The sequence below is a fragment of the Syntrophaceticus schinkii genome (genome assembly GCF_000946815.1).
Lineage (GTDB): Bacteria > Bacillota > DSM-12270 > Thermacetogeniales > Thermacetogeniaceae > Syntrophaceticus > Syntrophaceticus schinkii.
In genome coordinates this window covers 1-16658 of sequence record NZ_CDRZ01000249.1, presented here as the reverse complement: position 1 = coordinate 16658, position 16658 = coordinate 1, and the positions used below count along the sequence as shown (strand labels likewise).

Here is a 16658-nt window from a genome sequence, read left to right as displayed (position 1 = left end):
CATTGAAGCTGTGAGAGAGACATCTCGAACAGGTGCGAAAGCAGGGCTTAGTGATCCGGCGGCACCGCGTGGAAGGGCCGTCGCTCAACGGATAAAAGCTACCCCGGGGATAACAGGCTTATCTCCCCCAAGAGTCCACATCGACGGGGAGGTTTGGCACCTCGATGTCGGCTCATCGCATCCTGGGGCGGAAGTACGTCCCAAGGGTTGGGCTGTTCGCCCATTAAAGCGGTACGTGAGCTGGGTTCAGAACGTCGTGAGACAGTTCGGTCCCTATCCGTCGCAGGCGCAGGAAACTTGAGGGGGGCTGTCCCTAGTACGAGAGGACCGGGATGGACAGACCACTGGTGTACCAGTTATCGTGCCAACGGTACAGCTGGGTAGCTATGTTTGGAACGGATAAGCGCTGAAAGCATCTAAGCGCGAAGCCGGCCCCAAGATGAGGTTTCCCATCCAGCGCAAGCTGGAGTAAGACCCCTGGAAGATGACCAGGTAGATAGGCCGGGAGTGTAAGAGAGGTAACTCTTTAAGCGGACCGGTACTAATAGGTCGAGGGCTTGCCTAAACTGTCGCCAGTCGCCTTTGCTTGGTATGACCAGCCACGGGGACGGTTACTTTGGCAGGTCCAAGGAATCGCCCAAAAGGCTAAGTGGTTGGTGGTTAGTGGTTGGATTTAATATGCTATGCCACAGATTGCAAGTCACAGTATAGGACACAGTATCTCGATATTGATTTAATAGTTGGTGGTTGGTCGTTAGTGGTTGGAAAAAGATGATAGCGCGATACATGTGAAAGGGGAATGCCCCCCATGTGTCCACTTCAGACTTCTAACATCCGGCCTCCGGCTTCCGTCTTTCAGGTTGGTGGATGGTGTTTGTGTGATCTATGTGCAGATGACACGATGACACGACCCCCGTCCCCCTGTCACCCCTGTCATGAATTGAATAAAGTTTCTGGTGGTTAGAGCGGAGGGGCAACACCCGTTCCCATTCCGAACACGGCAGTTAAGCCCTCCAGCGCTGATGGTACTGGGACATCCCGGGAGAGTAGGTCGCTGCCAGAATATAATTTAAAGGAGCACACAAGTTGTGCTCCTTCTTGATTTTCTGAGACGGTGACATGGGAGACGATATGACGCGGAAAGAAAGTTGATTGGATAGATAGCGGTGACAGTCCCCGTGCGAAACAGATGAAAAGGATAAACGGAATTGACGGTGACAGTCACCCTCTTGATTCGTAGGGAGAAGACTGCCCCCGATGTGTCTACTTCAGACTTTTAACATCCGGCCTTCGGCTTCCGTCTTTCAGGTGGTGGGAGGGTGTATTTATGTGCAGATGACAAGACCCCCGTCCCCCTGTCATGTAGATAAATATTGTGTTTTGGTGGGATAATAATTCAAGATATATGCTTGTGCCGCCCATGCAGTACCAGCACAAGAAAAAAGAGGCCGTAGTTAGGACAGATGACAAGACCCCCGTCCCTCTGTCACCCTAGAATAATATGGTGGTGGATGTATTGCATATAAGTTTTGGCAAAACTGAACTGACTCCTGAGTTGGGGAGTAAAAAAGAGTGGCTGTTGACAAATGGTTTAGGGGGATTTGCCTCTTCTACGATAATAGGGGAGAACACACGCAGGTATCACGGTTTGCTGCTGGCTGCTCTGCACCCACCTGTTGATAGGCGGCTGCTTGTGGCGAAATTGGACGAGGATCTTTATATAAATAAGGTGCGCTGTGTATTGGGCACAAACCGGGTGCGAGACGGCTATGCCCAAGAGGGCTACCGGTATTTGCTGCACTTTCAGCGTTACCCGTTTCCCACCTACATCTATCAAATAGATGGTATCTTTTTGATTAAGACCATTATCATGGTACATGGGGAGAACACAACTGTGGTGCATTATCGGGTGGTCAACCAGCTGAAACAAGATCTCGAAATGTTTATTTTCCCCTTGATAAACTGTCGCGACTTTCATCATACGACACAGAAAAATGACTGGCCGTTCCATCAGGAGTTTATTAATAACCGGCAGGTAGAGATTGCCCCCTATAGTGGTGCCCCTCATATTTACCTGGCCAGTGACCGTGCTGGATTTGTTTATTCACCATCCTGGTATAAGGGGATGTACTACTATATGGAAGAATACCGTGGGCTTCCTTGCTATGAAGACCATTTCATCCCGGGCTATTTCACACTGTATTCCCAAGCATCTGAGGAATTCTCTATTATTCTTTCCACAGGTAAAATTGCCGGTTGTAATTATGAAATGCTGGCAAATAATGAAAAAGAGCGCTGTAATGCGCTCCTTGACCTGGCGGGCTACAGTGATGATTTCGTTCAAAAGCTTGTCCTTGCCGCAGATGACTTTATTGTAGAGAGGGCCTCCACAGGGAAAAAGTCGATCATTGCCGGCTACCCCTGGTTTAATGACTGGGGGAGGGATGCCATGATCGCCTTGCCGGGATTGACTCTCTGCACCGGGCGCTTCCAGGATGCCAGGGAGATCCTTGCCACCTTTGCGGCAAACACAAAAGAGGGGCTGGTCCCCAATATGTTTACCGATGCAGGGCAAGAGCCGCTCTACAATACAGTGGATGCCTCTCTGTGGTTATTTTTATGCTGTTCAAAATAATCTTGCCTATACTGAGGATTATTCCTTTGTTCAAGATCACCTCTGGGTGACCATGCGGGAAATCATCCATTATTACCGGGTGGGAACCAGGTTTGGGATAGCAATGGACCGGGATGGATTAATCAAAGCGGGTACTCCTGGCTTGCAGCTTACCTGGATGGATGCCAAAGTCGGGGACTGGGTTGTCACACCACGGCAGGGAAAACCTGTGGAGATCAACGCACTATGGTATAATGCCTTGATGTTGATGTCCGAGCTGGCTGAAAATCCGGATCAACAAAAAGAGTACAGCAAACTTGCAGTTACTGTGAACAGGAACTTTTTATCATTATTTTGGAATGAAGAAAAGCAGTGCTTTTTTGATGTTGTTGATGATGCAAATAAGGATGGGCGTGTACGTCCCAACCAGATCATCGCCGTCAGCCTTCCCTATTCAGCACTCCCTCAAAAGATGGCCAGAGCAGTTGTAAAGCGAGTTTTCGAAGAGCTGTATGCTGTATATGGCCTCAGGTCGCTTTCTCCCCAGGATCAGCAATTTCAAAGGCATTACGGGGGAGACCAGTATCATCGCGATGGTGCTTATCACCAGGGAACAGCCTGGAGTTGGCTTTTGGGCCATTTTGTGACAGCATATCGGAAGGTTTTTGATTACTCACCCGAAAGCTTCCTTACTGCACGCCTTCTCCTGGCACCTATGAAAGACCACCTGCGTGACCACGGGGTTGGCACAATATCAGAGATCTTTGATGGAGGACATCCCTTTACACCGCGTGGCTGTTTTGCCCAAGCCTGGGGGGTAGCGGAAATACTCAGATGCTATCTGGAAGATGTCGAAAAAGAAAAGTTGCTGAATTTATAAAGCAGGAATTTGTGCCCCCTTTGTTTAAGTTCTTAATGTCAGAGTCGATGAAAGAATTATTTTTTAGAGGGTACTGGCAGGTATTATTTGCTATGAATGGGGAGGGGTGAAGGTGCCCAAAAAAGCCTTGCTCATTATTGATATGTTGAATGATTTTGTTCAAGAAGGGGGAGCTCTTTACACCGGTGAAGCTGGGCACCGGGTGATTCCTGTCATCTCTAAAGTCCTAAAGAGAGCCAGAGCAGAAAAATGGCCTGTTATTTACCTCTGCGACCAACATACAAGTGCTGACAGCGAATTCGAGATGTTTCCGACTCACTGCCTGAAAGGAACAGAAGGAGGAGAGATCTGTTCGGAATTAGCTCCTCAGGATGGTGAATATATTATACCAAAGAGGAGGTACAGTGGTTTTTATGGCACTGACCTGGATCTTACCCTGCGAGAACTGGAAGTTGATGAATTGATTCTTACCGGGGTATGTACTAATATCTGTGTTTTATATACCGCTGCCGATGCGCGGATGCGCCAGTATCATGTTAAAATATTAAAGGATGCGGTAGCCTCCTTCGATGATCAGGCTCATCAATTTGCTCTTCAAGAGATGGAGAAAACCCTGGGAGCAGAATTGGTTCCCGGTACCGGGGAGGCCGATTTATGAAAGTTGCTGTCATAGATGGTCAGGGCGGCGGTATCGGCAAGCATATCACAGAAAAAATAAGGAAAGAATTAGGGGCGAGCATCGAAATCATTGGTCTGGGAACCAATAGTGTTGCTACATCGATGATGCTCAAAGCAGGGGCGAATGAAGGAGCAACAGGAGAGAGCGCAATCATATATACTGTTAATGAGGTAGATGTGGTAACAGGTACCCTTTCTCTCCTGGTGGCAAATTCCATGCTGGGAGAATTTACACCCGCAATGGCTGCTGCGGTCAGTCAGAGCAGTGCGCTGAAAGTGCTGCTCCCTATCGGCAGGAACAGAGTGGAAGTTATTGGGGTACAGCAGGAACCCCTACCGCATCTGATAGATATGCTTGTCAAAAATCTCAAAAAGTACAGGGAGGTTGGAGAATATGTGTGAGGCAAATGCATATCTTCTGAAAGGTGACAAGGAGGAAAAGGTGTTTGAAAATGTTGACCGCTTACAGCTCCATGAAGGGGGACTGCTGCTGGAAGACATTTTCGGCCGGCGTTTAATTATTAATGCGCGGATCAAGGAGTTAGCTCTTGTAGACCATAAAATCATATTAGAAGAAATTGATAGTGAATAAGTCGCAGGATTTTACTGCTTTCTAGAGAATGATCTTTCTAGAGGCACAAAAACTGAGGAGGAGGAAGAGCCATGTTTGGTTTTTTGCCCAATATTGGCCCCTGGGAGTTAATAGCAATCCTGGCTATAGTATTGATTATTTTTGGCCCCGGCAAACTGCCTGATGTCGGGAAATCCCTGGGCAAAACTATCAAGGAATTTCGTAAGGCATCTAAGGAGACCACCGACCAAGTAGAAGAAGCCCTTAAAGAACCGATTAAAGAAACTGAGAAATAGTTTGTGAGCCCTTCGGATCAGGTAACTGTCTGATGTCGGGAAAGAAGCCACTGAACAGGTGGAAAAATACTGAAAAGAGCCGATCAGAGAATTAGAAAATGTTTGACAGCCCTTTTACCGTGTGATAATGTAATTATCGGTAATTAAATTGAATAGTGATACTCTTATCCAGAGTGGTGGAGGGACGGGCCCAATGAAACCCGGCAACCGGTCCTAAGTAGGGCGAGGTGCCAATTCCCGCAGAATAATGGATTCTGGGAGATAAGAGGGTGCTCGATAAAAGGGCCTCCACTCTCAGGGGGTCTTTTTTTTATCTTATAATTTACAGGATAAACTCAGGAGGTGCAGGGCAGTTGGCTGTTGAAAAATCGTATGCGGAGATTAATGAGAAAATTAAACAAGGGAAAGCCGTCGTAGTTACGGCCGAGGAGATCATCGACCTGGTTAAAGAGAAGGGTGTGGAAAAGACAGCCCGGGAAGTGGATGTGGTTACAACAGGAACCTTTGGAACGATGTGTTCCAGTGGGGCCTTTCTTAATTTCGGTCATGCCAAACCGCGCATCAAAATGAACAGGGCTTATCTGAACGGTGTTCCCGCTTATGCGGGAATTGCTGCTGTGGATGCCTATATAGGGGCAACAGCTCTTCCGGAGAGCGATCCTGATAATCGTGTCTACCCCGGCCGCTTCCTGTATGGTGGGGGGCATGTCATCGAGGACCTGGTGGCGGGAAAAGAGGTAAAACTGGAGGCCTTCGGTTATGGGACCGACTGCTATCCCCGCCGGCATATTGAAACCTGGGTTACACTTGAGGAGATCAATGATGCCATCCTCTTCAACCCCCGCAATGCCTACCAGAATTATGGGGTAGCTGTTAATTCATCGAACAGAACTATCTATACCTATATGGGGGTACTCAAGCCCAGGCTGGGAAATGCCGGTTACTCCACATCGGGCCAGTTAAGCCCTATGTTAAATGATCCCTATTATCGAACTATCGGTGTGGGCACGCGTATTTTCTTGGGTGGGGGTACCGGCTATGTTGCCTGGCATGGCACCCAGCACAACCCTGGTGTATCCAGGGGAGAGAATGGTGTACCCCTGGATGGAGCGGGAACCTGGCATTGATCGGCGACCTCAAGCAGATGTGCCCGGAGTGGCTGCGAGGAGTGAGTTATGTAGGGTATGGGGCAAGTATGGCAGTGGGCATTGGCATCCCCATCCCTGTTCTCAATGAGGAGATACTGCGCTTCTGCGCTGTAACAGATGAGGAGATCTATGCACCTGTTATGGATTACAGTTCTGCTTATCCGCAAAGAGTCTCTGAGGAACTGGGACAGGTGAGTTATGCTGAACTGAGGTCAGGAGCGATTACTATCCAGGGCAAAGAAGTACCTACAACACCTCTTTCCAGCTACGCCAAGGCGCGGCAGATAGCCCAAATTCTCAAAACCTGGATTGCAGAGGGTGATTTCCTGCTCACTGAACCGGTGCAGGCGCTTCCATCAATAGATGCAGGTATTACCATCAATAACCTTGAGGAGAAAAAGAATAACAGATAGGGGGAGGACATTCATTGGTTGCCAATAAATTTGTTCTGCGATTTTCATCCGCTCTTGTGGAACAACCGATCATCTACCGCCTGGTAAGGGATTATGACCTTATCGTCAATATTTTGAAGGCTGATATCAACCCACATAAAGAGGGCTATGTAGTATTGGAGTTGAGTGGTGATTCAGAGAATTACAACCGCGGGTTGGAATATTTGAAAGGCATAGGGGTGGATATGTCCCCTCTGAGCGGAACAATCTTTTGGGATAAGGACCGCTGTTTGCAGTGTGGGGCCTGTACCTCTTTTTGTCCGGCGGGGGCTCTTTATATGACGACCCCGGATAGGGAAGTGCATTTTGACGATTCTAAATGTATCATCTGTGAAAGCTGTTTGGATGTCTGTATGGCGCGTGCAGTAGAGGTACGCTTTTAAGCTATGGAGTACAGCAGGAGAACCTATCGCAAACTGGTACAGGGGAAGGGGATGGTTTCCTTCCCTGTTTTATTAAAAGAATCGGATCTGCTGATCAGTATTGATAGTGGAAGCTTCAGTGGTGAACTGAAAAAGAAGTCTTTGTCGCTGTTGTCGGGGATCAGAAGTGACCTGGAACAGTACATTGTCCGCGATGAAGAGTTTCAGTGGACGTTGATACCACATCGCCTTTTGCCAGGTGCTCCCCGTATTGTCAGATTGATGGCTGCCGCTGCCATGCGGGCAGGTGTAGGCCCCATGGCTGCAGTTGCCGGTGCTGTTGCAGAAGTGATGGGGCGGGAACTGCAGCGTACAGCAAGAGAGGTTATCGTGGAAAATGGTGGGGATATCTACTTTAAGACAGAACACCCTATTACAACCGGCATTTTCGCCGGTAAATCTCCCCTTTCCGGAAAGGTGAGCTTGCGGTTTTCTCCAAGACCAAGTGGCTGTGGGGTATGCACATCCTCTGCCACAGTAGGCCCATCCTTGAGTTTAGGATGCACCGATGCAGCGATAGTGATCAGTCATAGTGCTGCTCTCGCGGATGCCGCTGCTTCCACTCTGGGAAATTTAGTGCACAGGGAAGAGGATATTACACCTGCTCTGGAGAAAGTTTGTAAAATCAGGGGTGTCCAGGGGGCAGTGGTGATCCTGGGTGATAAACTTGGTGCGATAGGGGATGTAGAATTAGTATCTTTTTAAATTGGGGGGTTGCTGATGGCGACGGCAGTGTGCATAGTAGTTAACGCCCTCTTTGTCGTATTGGGAATCTATATCTTTTATTTCATTATCAAACTGGCGGTTAAAAATGCTCTCTTGGAATACGACTGCCAGAAGCAAGAGCTTTGATTGCTGTAAAATAGATGTTCTGCTAAAATTCAAATGGGGTGTTTCTTGATGCCTGATAAGATGGATATTCCCGCAACAGCCTTGTCTCTAATAGAATGGATCCGTTCACAAGTGGCTGGAGCAGGGGCAAAAGGGGTTGTTTACGGCTTAAGCGGCGGTTTGGATTCAGCACTGGTGGGAGCACTCTGCCAGAGGGCGTTTTCGGAAAGCTCTCTTGCGGTGATCATGCCATGCCACAGCCTTGATCAAGATATGGACGATGCCAGACTGGTTGCCGATGCTTTAGGACTGCAGACCAGGGTTGTTGTACTTGATCATGTCTATGATGTTTTGCGGGAACTGCTGGATCCGGGCGGTGCAGGACTTTCCGGTGAAAAAATGCAGCTTACACTGGCTAATATGAAGCCACGCCTGCGCATGATTGTCCTCTATTATTATGCCAGCATTTATAATTATCTTGTTGTGGGAGGCAGCAACAAAAGCGAGATTACCGTAGGTTATTTTACTAAACATGGTGATGGAGGGAGTGACATGATCCCTCTGGGTAACCTTGTTAAAAGCCAGGTGAGGGAGATGGCTTATTACCTCAAGGTGCCTGAAAAGATTATTACGAAGCCTCCCAGTGCAGGCTTATGGGAGAATCAAACAGATGAAGAGGAAATGGGGTTCTCTTATACAATGCTTGACCGCTATCTATTGGGTGGAGATGTTCCTGATGCTATCAGGGAAAGAATAGAAGGAATGCGGAGAGGTAGTGAACATAAAAGGCGGACACCGCCGATACCAGACTTTTGAAGGGTGGGGTGATTTATGGCTGGACATTCCAAATGGTCAAATATCAAACACCGTAAAGCCAGAGTAGATGAAAAACGCGGTAGGGTTTTTACCAGGCTCGGTAAGGAGATTTATGTGGCAGCTCGTCGTGGGGGTGCTGACCCTGATGCTAACCCAGCTTTGAGAACAGCGATTACCCGGGCTCGTGAGGTCAACATGCCCATGGATAACATCAACCGTAATATTGCAAAAGCAACAGGGGAGTTGGATGGTGTAGATTATGAAGAAGTGAATTATGAGGGGTATGCGGCAGGTGGTGTTGCTGTACTATTAGTGACACTGACAGATAACCGCAATCGTACTGCTCCTGAAATTCGTCACCTCTTTTCCCGTCATGAGGGTAATCTTGGGGAGGCAGGGTGTGTAGCCTGGATGTTTGACCGCAGAGGATTACTGATTATTCCCAGAACAGGGCTGGCTATGGATCCTGAAGAGTTAATGCTTCTCTTGATCGAGGAGGGTGCTGAGGATGTGCGGGAAGAAGAAGATACCATAGAGGTTGTGACAGCACCCGAAGAACTGGAGAAGATCAAGGGTATTCTTACCGAACATGGGATCAAATGCGACAGCGCTGAAGTTACCATGGTACCTAACTCCATGGTTCCTGTGACAGATAAGACAACAGCGGAAAGGATCTTAAATCTTCTTAATGCACTTGAAGACCATGATGATGTGCAGAATGTTTATGCAAACTTTGACATTCCCGATGAAATAATCCAGCAGCTCGAAGAGGCGTAGTTTTTTATAACAATATTCATAATATCGGGAGGAGTGGTAATATTTATTAATAAGAACTTATTAAAGGGTGTTTACTATGAAACAAAAGTATTCCCGCCTCCTGATTTATGTTCTATTGGTTATTGTTTTTGTAGGTGGATATTACCTGTGGCAAGAACAGGTGGTTGCGCGGCGCCCCCTCCCCGAGGGGACTAAGATCTTAGTTAAGACTGACTACAGCCTGTGCAAGCACGAAGACTGCAAGGAAACCACCCCCCTGGACTTAAAGGTGCTGACACTGCGGGACCTGCGCCAGCTGTATCCGTCTGGTCAGGGATGGCGGTCAAGCTATGGTGATCACCAGGTGATGGTTTCCCGGACAGTGGAAAATCTGTGCGACAAATGCTCCGAGGTTACTCATCTAGGAGAGAAGGGTGGCTTTGTAGCAGTGATAAGGGGACCTGCTGGGGTAAACGGTGGGATAGTGCGGGTAACAAAATTCAAAACAAACAGTCTTCCCGCAGAATTGCGCCTTAAAGCAGAAAAAGGCCTGCTGGATTTACCTGATGAAGAAGCACTGGTACAGATCCTGGACAGCCTAGAGGAAAGTAGTGGTTAGTATTTTAGTGGTTGGTCGTTAGTCGTTAGTTGTTGGAAATGGACTATTCCCTGCTACATCCAAACTTGCTGCCTATAACGTAAAACTGTACAGTTGGTGTTTATGTTAGCCGTTGGTAGTTGGTCGTTGGAAAAAAGTAAGGGGAACGTTTCTTCTGATTCAAATGATATGAATAAAGCAAAAATGGTGGTTAGCTAAAGTAGTGGTTTGTCATTAGTCGTTGGAAAAGGGTTGCAAGGGGTGACAGTTCCCAGTGCATCTTTTTTTACTAACGACCAACCACTAACGACTATTCTAATTGAGTTATCTTGTCATAAATGAGGGGGTTGCTGTGCGCTATCGCGAGAATACACGCAGGAAAAAGTGGTCTGTTTTATCTCTAACAATTCTCCTGATTATACTGGCTGCATTTATTGCCTGGGGACAGTGGGGAGGTTCTCCTCCATCGGTGGCCCCGCAGGATAACCAGGTGACTCAGCAGCCTGAACTATCTCCGGAGTGGACTTTTGTGGCAAATGGGGATCTAATGCTGAGCAGGCGTGTGGCGGTGGCCATGAAAGAAAAAGGATCATTCTATCCCTTTGAGCAGATGGCACCCCTATTGAACAACGCAGATCTCACATTTGGCAATTTGGAGACATCACTTTCTAACAGAGGCACACCCATACCGGGAAAAGGGATTTGGTTTCGCTGTGATCCTGCAGCTGCCAAGGCTCTGAAAGAAGCGGGTTATGATGTGCTGAGTATAGCCAATAATCATATCCTTGATTATGATTCCCCAGCCCTTTTGGATACACTGGAGGCTTTGCATGAACAGGGGATTGATCCTGTTGGTGGGGGAAAGGATCTGGAAGAGGCTGTTCAGCCGGTGATCAAGGATGTAAAAGGGCAGAAGATTGCTTTTATTGCCGCAACAGAGATGGCAGATATCTTTTGGAGTTATCAGTATCCCCGCACCTTTGAAGCGAAGCCTGACCTCCCGGGTGTGCAGAAGTTTGATGCTGACGAGCTGGTTAACACCGTCTCCTCCCTGCGGGATCAGGTGGATATCATTGTGGTTTCTTTGCACTGGGGTACCGAATACTCTGATTATCCTGAGGTTTACCAAAAAGAGACAGCCCACAGGCTGGTGGATGCCGGAGCAAAGCTGGTTATTGGGCATCACCCCCACTGCCTGCAGGGTGTTGAAATGTATAAGGGGTCCTTTATTGCTTACAGTTTGGGGAATTTTGTTTTTGACAAGCAGCGCCGGCCAAAATGCTGGGAGACTGTTTTGGTCAAGACATTTTTCCAGGGAAACGATCTGCAGAAGGTGGAGCTTTATCCGGTTATGATCGCTGATGAGCAGCCTCGACCAGCAGTGGGAGATGACGCTGTTCGGATTTTACAAAAGATGAAAAAGCTCAGTTCAGAGTTGGAGACAAGCCTTGATATAGACGACAAAAGAGGGGCAATAAATTTGGTGGTTAGTCGTTAGTCGTTGAAAAAAGAGATTGTCTTGCTGCTTAGTAATAGACAGCAAAAACATTGCGTTGAACCTCCCATTAATATGAATATTGCAAAAAAAGCCTGGTGAAATGAGGTGTGGGAAGCGGGAGGTTGGAAGTGGGAATAGGTGTCGGAAGCCGGGGGTCGGAAAAAGATGACCAGGGTACCTAGAAGCATAATGCAATAAAGCAAGCCGGGACCTATTATTCGATTATTGGGGATGGTTGGGGTGATGAAAAGAAGGGAGATTGAGGGGAGCTTTGATGAAGAAGCTTGTTATTCTTGACGGAAACAGTTTGGCGCACAGGGCCTTCTATGCCTTACCGCTATTAAGGACAACTACAGGATATTTTACCAATGCCGTTTATGGTTTTACGACCATGCTCCAGAAGATCATCCGCCAGGAGCAGCCCGATTACCTGGCTGTTGCCTTTGATGCCGGTCGCATAACCTTTAGACATGAGGAATATGCAGATTATAAAGCACACCGAAAGGCGACACCTGATGAACTGCGGCCGCAGTTCCCGCTGATCAAAAAGGTCTTAGCAGCTATGCGTATACCGGTTTTGGAATTGGAAAGCTATGAGGGTGATGATTTAATCAGTGAGGTGGTCAGGGCGGCTGAGAAAAAGGGCATTCAAGTTTTGATCGTGTCCGGGGACCGCGATATGCTCCAGTTGGTAACTGAACAGACAAAGGCTTTGATTACACGCAAGGGGATCAGCGATTTAGAGTGTTTCACTCCGGAGGGGGTTAACGAGAAGTATGGAATCACCCCTTCTCAGGTTGCAGATTACAAGGGTCTGAAAGGTGACCAGAGTGATAATATACCGGGGGTACCTGGGATCGGAGCTAAAACCGCAGTCAAGCTTCTCCAACAGTTCCATAGTGTTGAGGAATGCCTTGCCAATCTGGATCAACTGACTCCCAAAATGGCCGCTCTTCTTAGAGAGTATGGGGACCAGGCACTGATGAGTAAGAGATTGGCCACACTTGCCCAGGATGTTCCTGTCAGGATTGATTTTGCAGACCTCAAGATGGAACAGCCGGATTATGAGGCACTGATTAATATCTTCCAACAGCTGGAGTTCAAGTTGTTATTGAAAAATATACAGGAAGAGATCCCCTCAGATATCGCAGCACCTGATGAGGGTGAGGACTTCTGCCTTATAAAAACCAAACCTGAGCTGGTTGATCTCATAGAAGAGCTGAAAGAAACAGGAGAGTTTGCGTTCTGCTTTGAGCGAAACGGCATATCTCCACACAGTGCAGCCGTATCTGTGCTTGGGGTTGCCTGGGGGGACAGCTGCGTTGCAATCGCTTTTCCAGAAGATGCAAAGCAGCAGGGAGAAATGCTTGCACTGCTGGATGAGGTTCTGGCTGGCCCGGATTATGTGAAGTTTTGCCATGATGCCAAAGCGGAGTTAATCATGTGCAGGCGCCATGGACTTGACCTTAAGGGGATCAAGGGAGATACAATGCTTGGTGCTTACTTATTGAATTCATCACTATCCAACCCGGAGATTGAGGATCTTTCATTAAAGTACCTCGATCAGGTGGTTAATTTCGCTCAGGATGAAACCGGAGCGGCACAGCGGGCTTTGATGATCAAGAAAGTGTGGGCAGTCTTGATAGAAGCTTTACAAAGAGATGACCTGGCTGATCTCTTCTATAAACTGGAACTGCCTTTATCTGTAGTTTTAGCTGAGATGGAGATCCAGGGTGTTAAGCTTGATCTGACCCGCCTGGAGGAAATGTCCCGCCGGCTCAGCAAACAGCTTTTGACTTTAACTGCTGATATTTATGCATTGGCGGGGGAGGGCTTTAATATTAATTCTCCACGTCAACTGGGGCAAATCCTTTTTGAAAAATTGAAGCTTCCTGTTATCAAAAGAACGAAGACCGGTTACAGCACAGATGCTGAAGTCTTGGAAAAACTGGCCCCACTTCATGAAATTCCAAGTAAGATGCTGGAGTACAGGCAGCTTACCAAGCTTAAGTCAACTTATGTCGATGGGCTGCAGAGTCTTGTCAACACCCGGACCGGAAAGGTGCATACAACATTTAACCAGACCATCACCGCCACCGGAAGGCTGAGCAGTACTGAGCCAAATCTACAAAATATACCGGTCAGAGATGAACTGGGAAGAGAAATTAGAAGTGCTTTCATTCCGTCAGAGCCTGGCTGGATTCTGATGGCCGCGGATTATTCCCAGATCGAACTGAGGGTCCTCGCCCACATGTCCCGGGATTCGCGGTTGATCGCTGACTTTCAGCATGGCGAGGATATCCACACCAGAACTGCGGCAACCATATTTGGTGTTGCGCAAGAAGATGTTACAGCGGATCTGCGCCGCAGGGCAAAGGGGATCAACTTCGGGATCATCTACGGTATCACAGATTATGGACTGGCACGGGATGTCGGTGTCAGCAGGGAAGAGGCTGCCCGGTACATTGAAAACTATTTCCTTCAGTACCCCGGTGTGAAGCGTTTTATAGAAGAAACGATCAGGGAAGCAAGAGAAAAGGGCTATGTACAGACACTGTTAAAGAGGCGCAGGTATCTTCCGGATCTGTTGAGCAGCAATCGGAATGTAAGAGCCTTCGGAGAAAGGACTGCAATGAACACACCGATCCAGGGAAGTGCAGCGGATATTATCAAGATGGCTATGCTGCGCATCCACAAGGATTTACAGGAAAAGTCTTTAAAAACACGCCTGCTCCTGCAGGTTCATGATGAGCTGATCTTCGAACTTCCTGCAGAGGAGTTAGAACCCCTTGCTTCATTGGTGCGCTCTGGGATGGAAAATGTGATCGAGCTTGCTGTTCCTTTGAAAGTGGGCATTGAAACAGGCCCCAACTGGAATGACATGGAGGGTGTGGAGTAAAAGAATGCCCGAACTTCCTGAAGTGGAAACAATTCTTCGCTCCCTGGAACCAAAGGCCCTCGGCCATGTAATCAGGAAAGTGACAGTGATTCATGAAAAGACCATCAAAAAGCCAGATCCGGAGCTCTTTGCCAGCTCTCTTCAGGGGCAAAAAATCACCGGTTTTAACAGATGGGGGAAGTATCTGCTCATGGAGATCGGTTCCTCCATGGTTTTGGTGATCCACCTGCGTATGACCGGCCGCCTGATCTTTTCAGAAGCCGGTTTTCCAGTAAATAAACATACACGTGTCATCTTCTACCTTGACCAGGGGATGGAGATTCACTTTCAGGATATCCGCAAATTTGGTACTATGCACCTGTTGAACCGGCAGGATTTAGATACTTTCCCACCATTCATGGCTTTAGGGTATGATGCCCTTGACTCACGGCTGACCCTGGATCTATTTCTGGAAAGACTCAAGGGAAGAAGGGGACAGGTTAAGGAGTTGCTTCTCAACCAGTCATTTATTGCTGGGGTGGGGAATATCTATGCCAATGAGATCCTTTTCAAGGCAGGAATTCATCCGCAGCGCCCGGCAGACTCTTTAAACATCCAGGAACAAAAAAAGCTATATATGGCATTGCGCAGTGTTCTCAAGTCAGCTATCAGGTACCATGGCACAACCCTGCGGGATTATGTGGATGGTGACGGAAATCAAGGTGAATTTCAGAATAAGCTTCGGGTGCACAGCAGAGCAGGTAAACCCTGTCCCTCCTGTGGGAATTCTATAGTCAGGATCAAGCAGGGAGGGCGCAGTTCCTACTACTGCCCATCCTGTCAGAAGTAGACACCACCTTTACCTCTACTTAATAGATTGTAGGTAGGGGTGAGGTGGATAGTGGATTTTGGGAAACTAATATTTTTTGCTATAGCCTTGAGTTTGGATGCCTTCAGTGCCGGCTTTGCTTATGGACTGCGCCGGATAAAAATACCTCTGGTATCATATTGTGCCTTAATTTGTGCCTCTATGTTCATTGTGGGGCTTTCGGTTTTCTTCGGCAGTGCTGTTGCGCAGATAATTCCGCCTGTATGGGGTGAGAAACTGGGTGGAATGATCCTGTTGGGGATAGGATTGTGGTGGTTATTCCGTCCACGGAATAATAATAAGAATATTAATCAGGAAGATGAGAAGGTTAAAAAAGTAGTGGAACTGCGGCTGGCTTCCCTGGCAGTGATCATCCAGATATTTGAGGAGCCGGTCTGCGCTGATATCGATGCTTCCGGAGTAATCAGCATCCAGGAATCACTTTTTTTTAGCTTTTGCCCTTTCTGTTGATGCACTGGGGGCGGTTTTTGGAGCCGCATTAGCCGGCTCAGTTGGGATTCAGACCGTTTTGTTTATCGCTATTTTTCAGCTGTTTTTTCTTCTGTTGGGGGTTTACTTAGGGCGTTCCTCAACTTTTATGTGGATGCGCACGCAGGGACCGGTCATCGCAGGCCTCCTCTTGTGTATGCTGGGTCTGCTTAAAATATTTTGATCAATTTGGGGGAAAATGGTATTGGGATATGTGATCGGATTAACAGGCGGCATTGCCACTGGAAAAAGCCTTGTGAGTGCAATGATCATGGAACTTGGCGGGCAAATTATCAATGCGGATCTCATTGCACGGCAGGTGGTAGAACCCGGCATGCCGGCATGGAAGCAGATTGTGGATCACTTCGGTGAAGGGATTCTAAACAGTAACCAGACCATCAAGAGAAAAGAACTGGGCAGGATTGTCTTTGCTGATGCAGATAAACTGGATCAATTGAATAAAATTACACACCCCTTTATTATCACGGAGATCGAAAGACAGTTGGGTTGCTGCAGAGACTCCCTTGATAAAGAAATTATAGTTATTGATGCGCCTATCCTCTTGGAGTTGGGGTTAGAGAGGCTGGTGGATGAGGTCTGGGTAGTGACAGTTGATCCTGCTGCACAACTGGAGAGGCTGATGAAAAGGGACAACCTGTCTGCAGAGGAAGCAAAACTCCGCATCCAGGCGCAAATGCCTCTCGAGGAAAAGGTGAAAAGGGCAGACAGGGTGATCGACAACCGGCATACCCCAGAAAGAAAACGAAAAAACAGGTGAAGGAGATACTGGACAGACGGAAATCACCCGGCAATATGGAGCACTATTTCGGGGTGAATGGGAGTTTGGCTTGTAGATGAAGGTT

18 protein-coding genes, 2 rRNA genes, 1 pseudogene and 1 riboswitch are annotated in these 16658 nt (G+C 47.8%); all 21 genes and pseudogenes read left to right on the top strand.

Annotated elements, in window-relative coordinates; translation table 11 throughout:
• Positions 1-565 (top strand): 23S ribosomal RNA (locus SSCH_RS19375); the annotation flags it as partial.
• A gap of 387 nt (positions 566-952) precedes the next feature.
• A 5S ribosomal RNA gene (gene rrf / locus SSCH_RS10760) occupies positions 953-1063 on the top strand.
• 453 nt (positions 1064-1516) lie between these two features.
• Entirely contained in the window at positions 1517-2635 is a 1119-nt protein-coding gene (locus SSCH_RS20365) for a glycogen debranching enzyme N-terminal domain-containing protein (protein WP_232294369.1), read from the top strand.
• Positions 2598-3494, top strand: a complete 897-nt coding sequence (locus tag SSCH_RS20360; protein ID WP_232294368.1) for an amylo-alpha-1,6-glucosidase — start codon at positions 2598-2600, stop codon at positions 3492-3494. Before SSCH_RS20365 ends, SSCH_RS20360 begins: the two co-directional genes overlap by 38 nt.
• A gap of 112 nt (positions 3495-3606) precedes the next feature.
• Complete coding sequence (locus SSCH_RS10750) at positions 3607-4152, top strand: cysteine hydrolase family protein (RefSeq protein WP_084711108.1); 546 nt, start codon at positions 3607-3609, stop codon at positions 4150-4152.
• Complete coding sequence (locus SSCH_RS10745; RefSeq protein ID WP_044665457.1) at positions 4149-4574, top strand: DUF3842 family protein; 426 nt, start codon at positions 4149-4151, stop codon at positions 4572-4574. The genes SSCH_RS10750 and SSCH_RS10745 overlap by 4 nt, the downstream gene beginning before the upstream one ends.
• Positions 4567-4764: a CooT family nickel-binding protein gene (locus SSCH_RS10740; RefSeq protein WP_044665456.1), complete on the top strand. Its 198-nt coding sequence runs from the start codon at positions 4567-4569 to the stop codon at positions 4762-4764. Before SSCH_RS10745 ends, SSCH_RS10740 begins: the two co-directional genes overlap by 8 nt.
• Before the next feature lie 71 nt (positions 4765-4835).
• A complete protein-coding gene (locus tag SSCH_RS10735; RefSeq protein WP_052835571.1) occupies positions 4836-5039 on the top strand; it encodes a Sec-independent protein translocase subunit TatA/TatB in 204 nt (67 codons plus the stop codon).
• Positions 5040-5200: 161 nt separating this feature from the next.
• A riboswitch (SAM riboswitch) is annotated at positions 5201-5307 on the top strand.
• Between the two features lies 1 nt (position 5308).
• A pseudogene (locus SSCH_RS22005) lies at positions 5309-6600 on the top strand (homocysteine biosynthesis protein).
• A gap of 14 nt (positions 6601-6614) precedes the next feature.
• Positions 6615-7022, top strand: coding sequence for an NIL domain-containing protein (locus SSCH_RS10725; RefSeq protein ID WP_044665455.1), 408 nt, complete (start codon positions 6615-6617; stop codon positions 7020-7022).
• Between the two features lie 3 nt (positions 7023-7025).
• A complete protein-coding gene (locus tag SSCH_RS10720) occupies positions 7026-7766 on the top strand; it encodes a UPF0280 family protein (RefSeq protein WP_044665454.1) in 741 nt (246 codons plus the stop codon).
• Between the two features lie 15 nt (positions 7767-7781).
• Entirely contained in the window at positions 7782-7913 is a 132-nt protein-coding gene (locus SSCH_RS21110; RefSeq protein WP_269746187.1) for a hypothetical protein, read from the top strand.
• 48 nt (positions 7914-7961) lie between these two features.
• On the top strand, positions 7962-8708 hold the full coding sequence (gene nadE, locus SSCH_RS10715; RefSeq protein WP_232294365.1) for an NAD(+) synthase: 747 nt from the start codon (positions 7962-7964) through the stop codon (positions 8706-8708).
• Positions 8709-8723: 15 nt separating this feature from the next.
• Positions 8724-9485 (top strand): YebC/PmpR family DNA-binding transcriptional regulator, encoded by a 762-nt coding sequence (locus SSCH_RS10710; RefSeq protein ID WP_044665453.1) that lies wholly within the window; start codon positions 8724-8726, stop codon positions 9483-9485.
• 76 nt (positions 9486-9561) lie between these two features.
• Positions 9562-10083, top strand: a complete 522-nt coding sequence (locus tag SSCH_RS10705) for a hypothetical protein (protein WP_044665452.1) — start codon at positions 9562-9564, stop codon at positions 10081-10083.
• Positions 10084-10414: 331 nt separating this feature from the next.
• A complete protein-coding gene (locus tag SSCH_RS10700; protein ID WP_052835570.1) occupies positions 10415-11560 on the top strand; it encodes a CapA family protein in 1146 nt (381 codons plus the stop codon).
• Between the two features lie 274 nt (positions 11561-11834).
• A complete protein-coding gene (polA, locus tag SSCH_RS10695; RefSeq protein WP_044665451.1) occupies positions 11835-14459 on the top strand; it encodes a DNA polymerase I in 2625 nt (874 codons plus the stop codon).
• The gene (mutM, locus tag SSCH_RS10690; RefSeq protein ID WP_232294364.1) at positions 14449-15288 is read left to right on the top strand and encodes a bifunctional DNA-formamidopyrimidine glycosylase/DNA-(apurinic or apyrimidinic site) lyase; all 840 of its coding nucleotides are present in this window, start codon (positions 14449-14451) and stop codon (positions 15286-15288) included. Before polA ends, mutM begins: the two co-directional genes overlap by 11 nt.
• Before the next feature lie 51 nt (positions 15289-15339).
• Positions 15340-15777: a manganese efflux pump gene (locus tag SSCH_RS10685; protein ID WP_044665449.1), complete on the top strand. Its 438-nt coding sequence runs from the start codon at positions 15340-15342 to the stop codon at positions 15775-15777.
• A 4-nt stretch (positions 15778-15781) separates the two neighbouring features.
• The gene (locus SSCH_RS22000; RefSeq protein WP_084711106.1) at positions 15782-15979 is read left to right on the top strand and encodes a hypothetical protein; all 198 of its coding nucleotides are present in this window, start codon (positions 15782-15784) and stop codon (positions 15977-15979) included.
• 30 nt (positions 15980-16009) lie between these two features.
• Positions 16010-16573, top strand: a complete 564-nt coding sequence (coaE, locus tag SSCH_RS10680) for a dephospho-CoA kinase (protein WP_456300463.1) — start codon at positions 16010-16012, stop codon at positions 16571-16573.
• Positions 16574-16658 lie beyond the last annotated feature (85 nt).

Bases quoted from the DNA above. Each gene is read 5' to 3' on its own strand.
- SSCH_RS20360 (WP_232294368.1), top strand. From the start codon at position 2,598: ATGCCTCTCTGTGGTTATTTTTATGCTGTTCAAAATAATCTTGCCTAT.
- SSCH_RS10720 (WP_044665454.1), top strand. From the start codon at position 7,026: ATGGAGTACAGCAGGAGAACCTATCGCAAACTGGTACAGGGGAAGGGG.
- SSCH_RS10740 (WP_044665456.1), top strand. From the start codon at position 4,567: ATGTGTGAGGCAAATGCATATCTTCTGAAAGGTGACAAGGAGGAAAAG.
- SSCH_RS10735 (WP_052835571.1), top strand. From the start codon at position 4,836: ATGTTTGGTTTTTTGCCCAATATTGGCCCCTGGGAGTTAATAGCAATC.
- polA (WP_044665451.1), top strand. From the start codon at position 11,835: ATGAAGAAGCTTGTTATTCTTGACGGAAACAGTTTGGCGCACAGGGCC.
- SSCH_RS10705 (WP_044665452.1), top strand. From the start codon at position 9,562: ATGAAACAAAAGTATTCCCGCCTCCTGATTTATGTTCTATTGGTTATT.
- SSCH_RS10745 (WP_044665457.1), top strand. From the start codon at position 4,149: ATGAAAGTTGCTGTCATAGATGGTCAGGGCGGCGGTATCGGCAAGCAT.
- nadE (WP_232294365.1), top strand. From the start codon at position 7,962: ATGCCTGATAAGATGGATATTCCCGCAACAGCCTTGTCTCTAATAGAA.
- SSCH_RS10710 (WP_044665453.1), top strand. From the start codon at position 8,724: ATGGCTGGACATTCCAAATGGTCAAATATCAAACACCGTAAAGCCAGA.
- SSCH_RS21110 (WP_269746187.1), top strand. From the start codon at position 7,782: ATGGCGACGGCAGTGTGCATAGTAGTTAACGCCCTCTTTGTCGTATTG.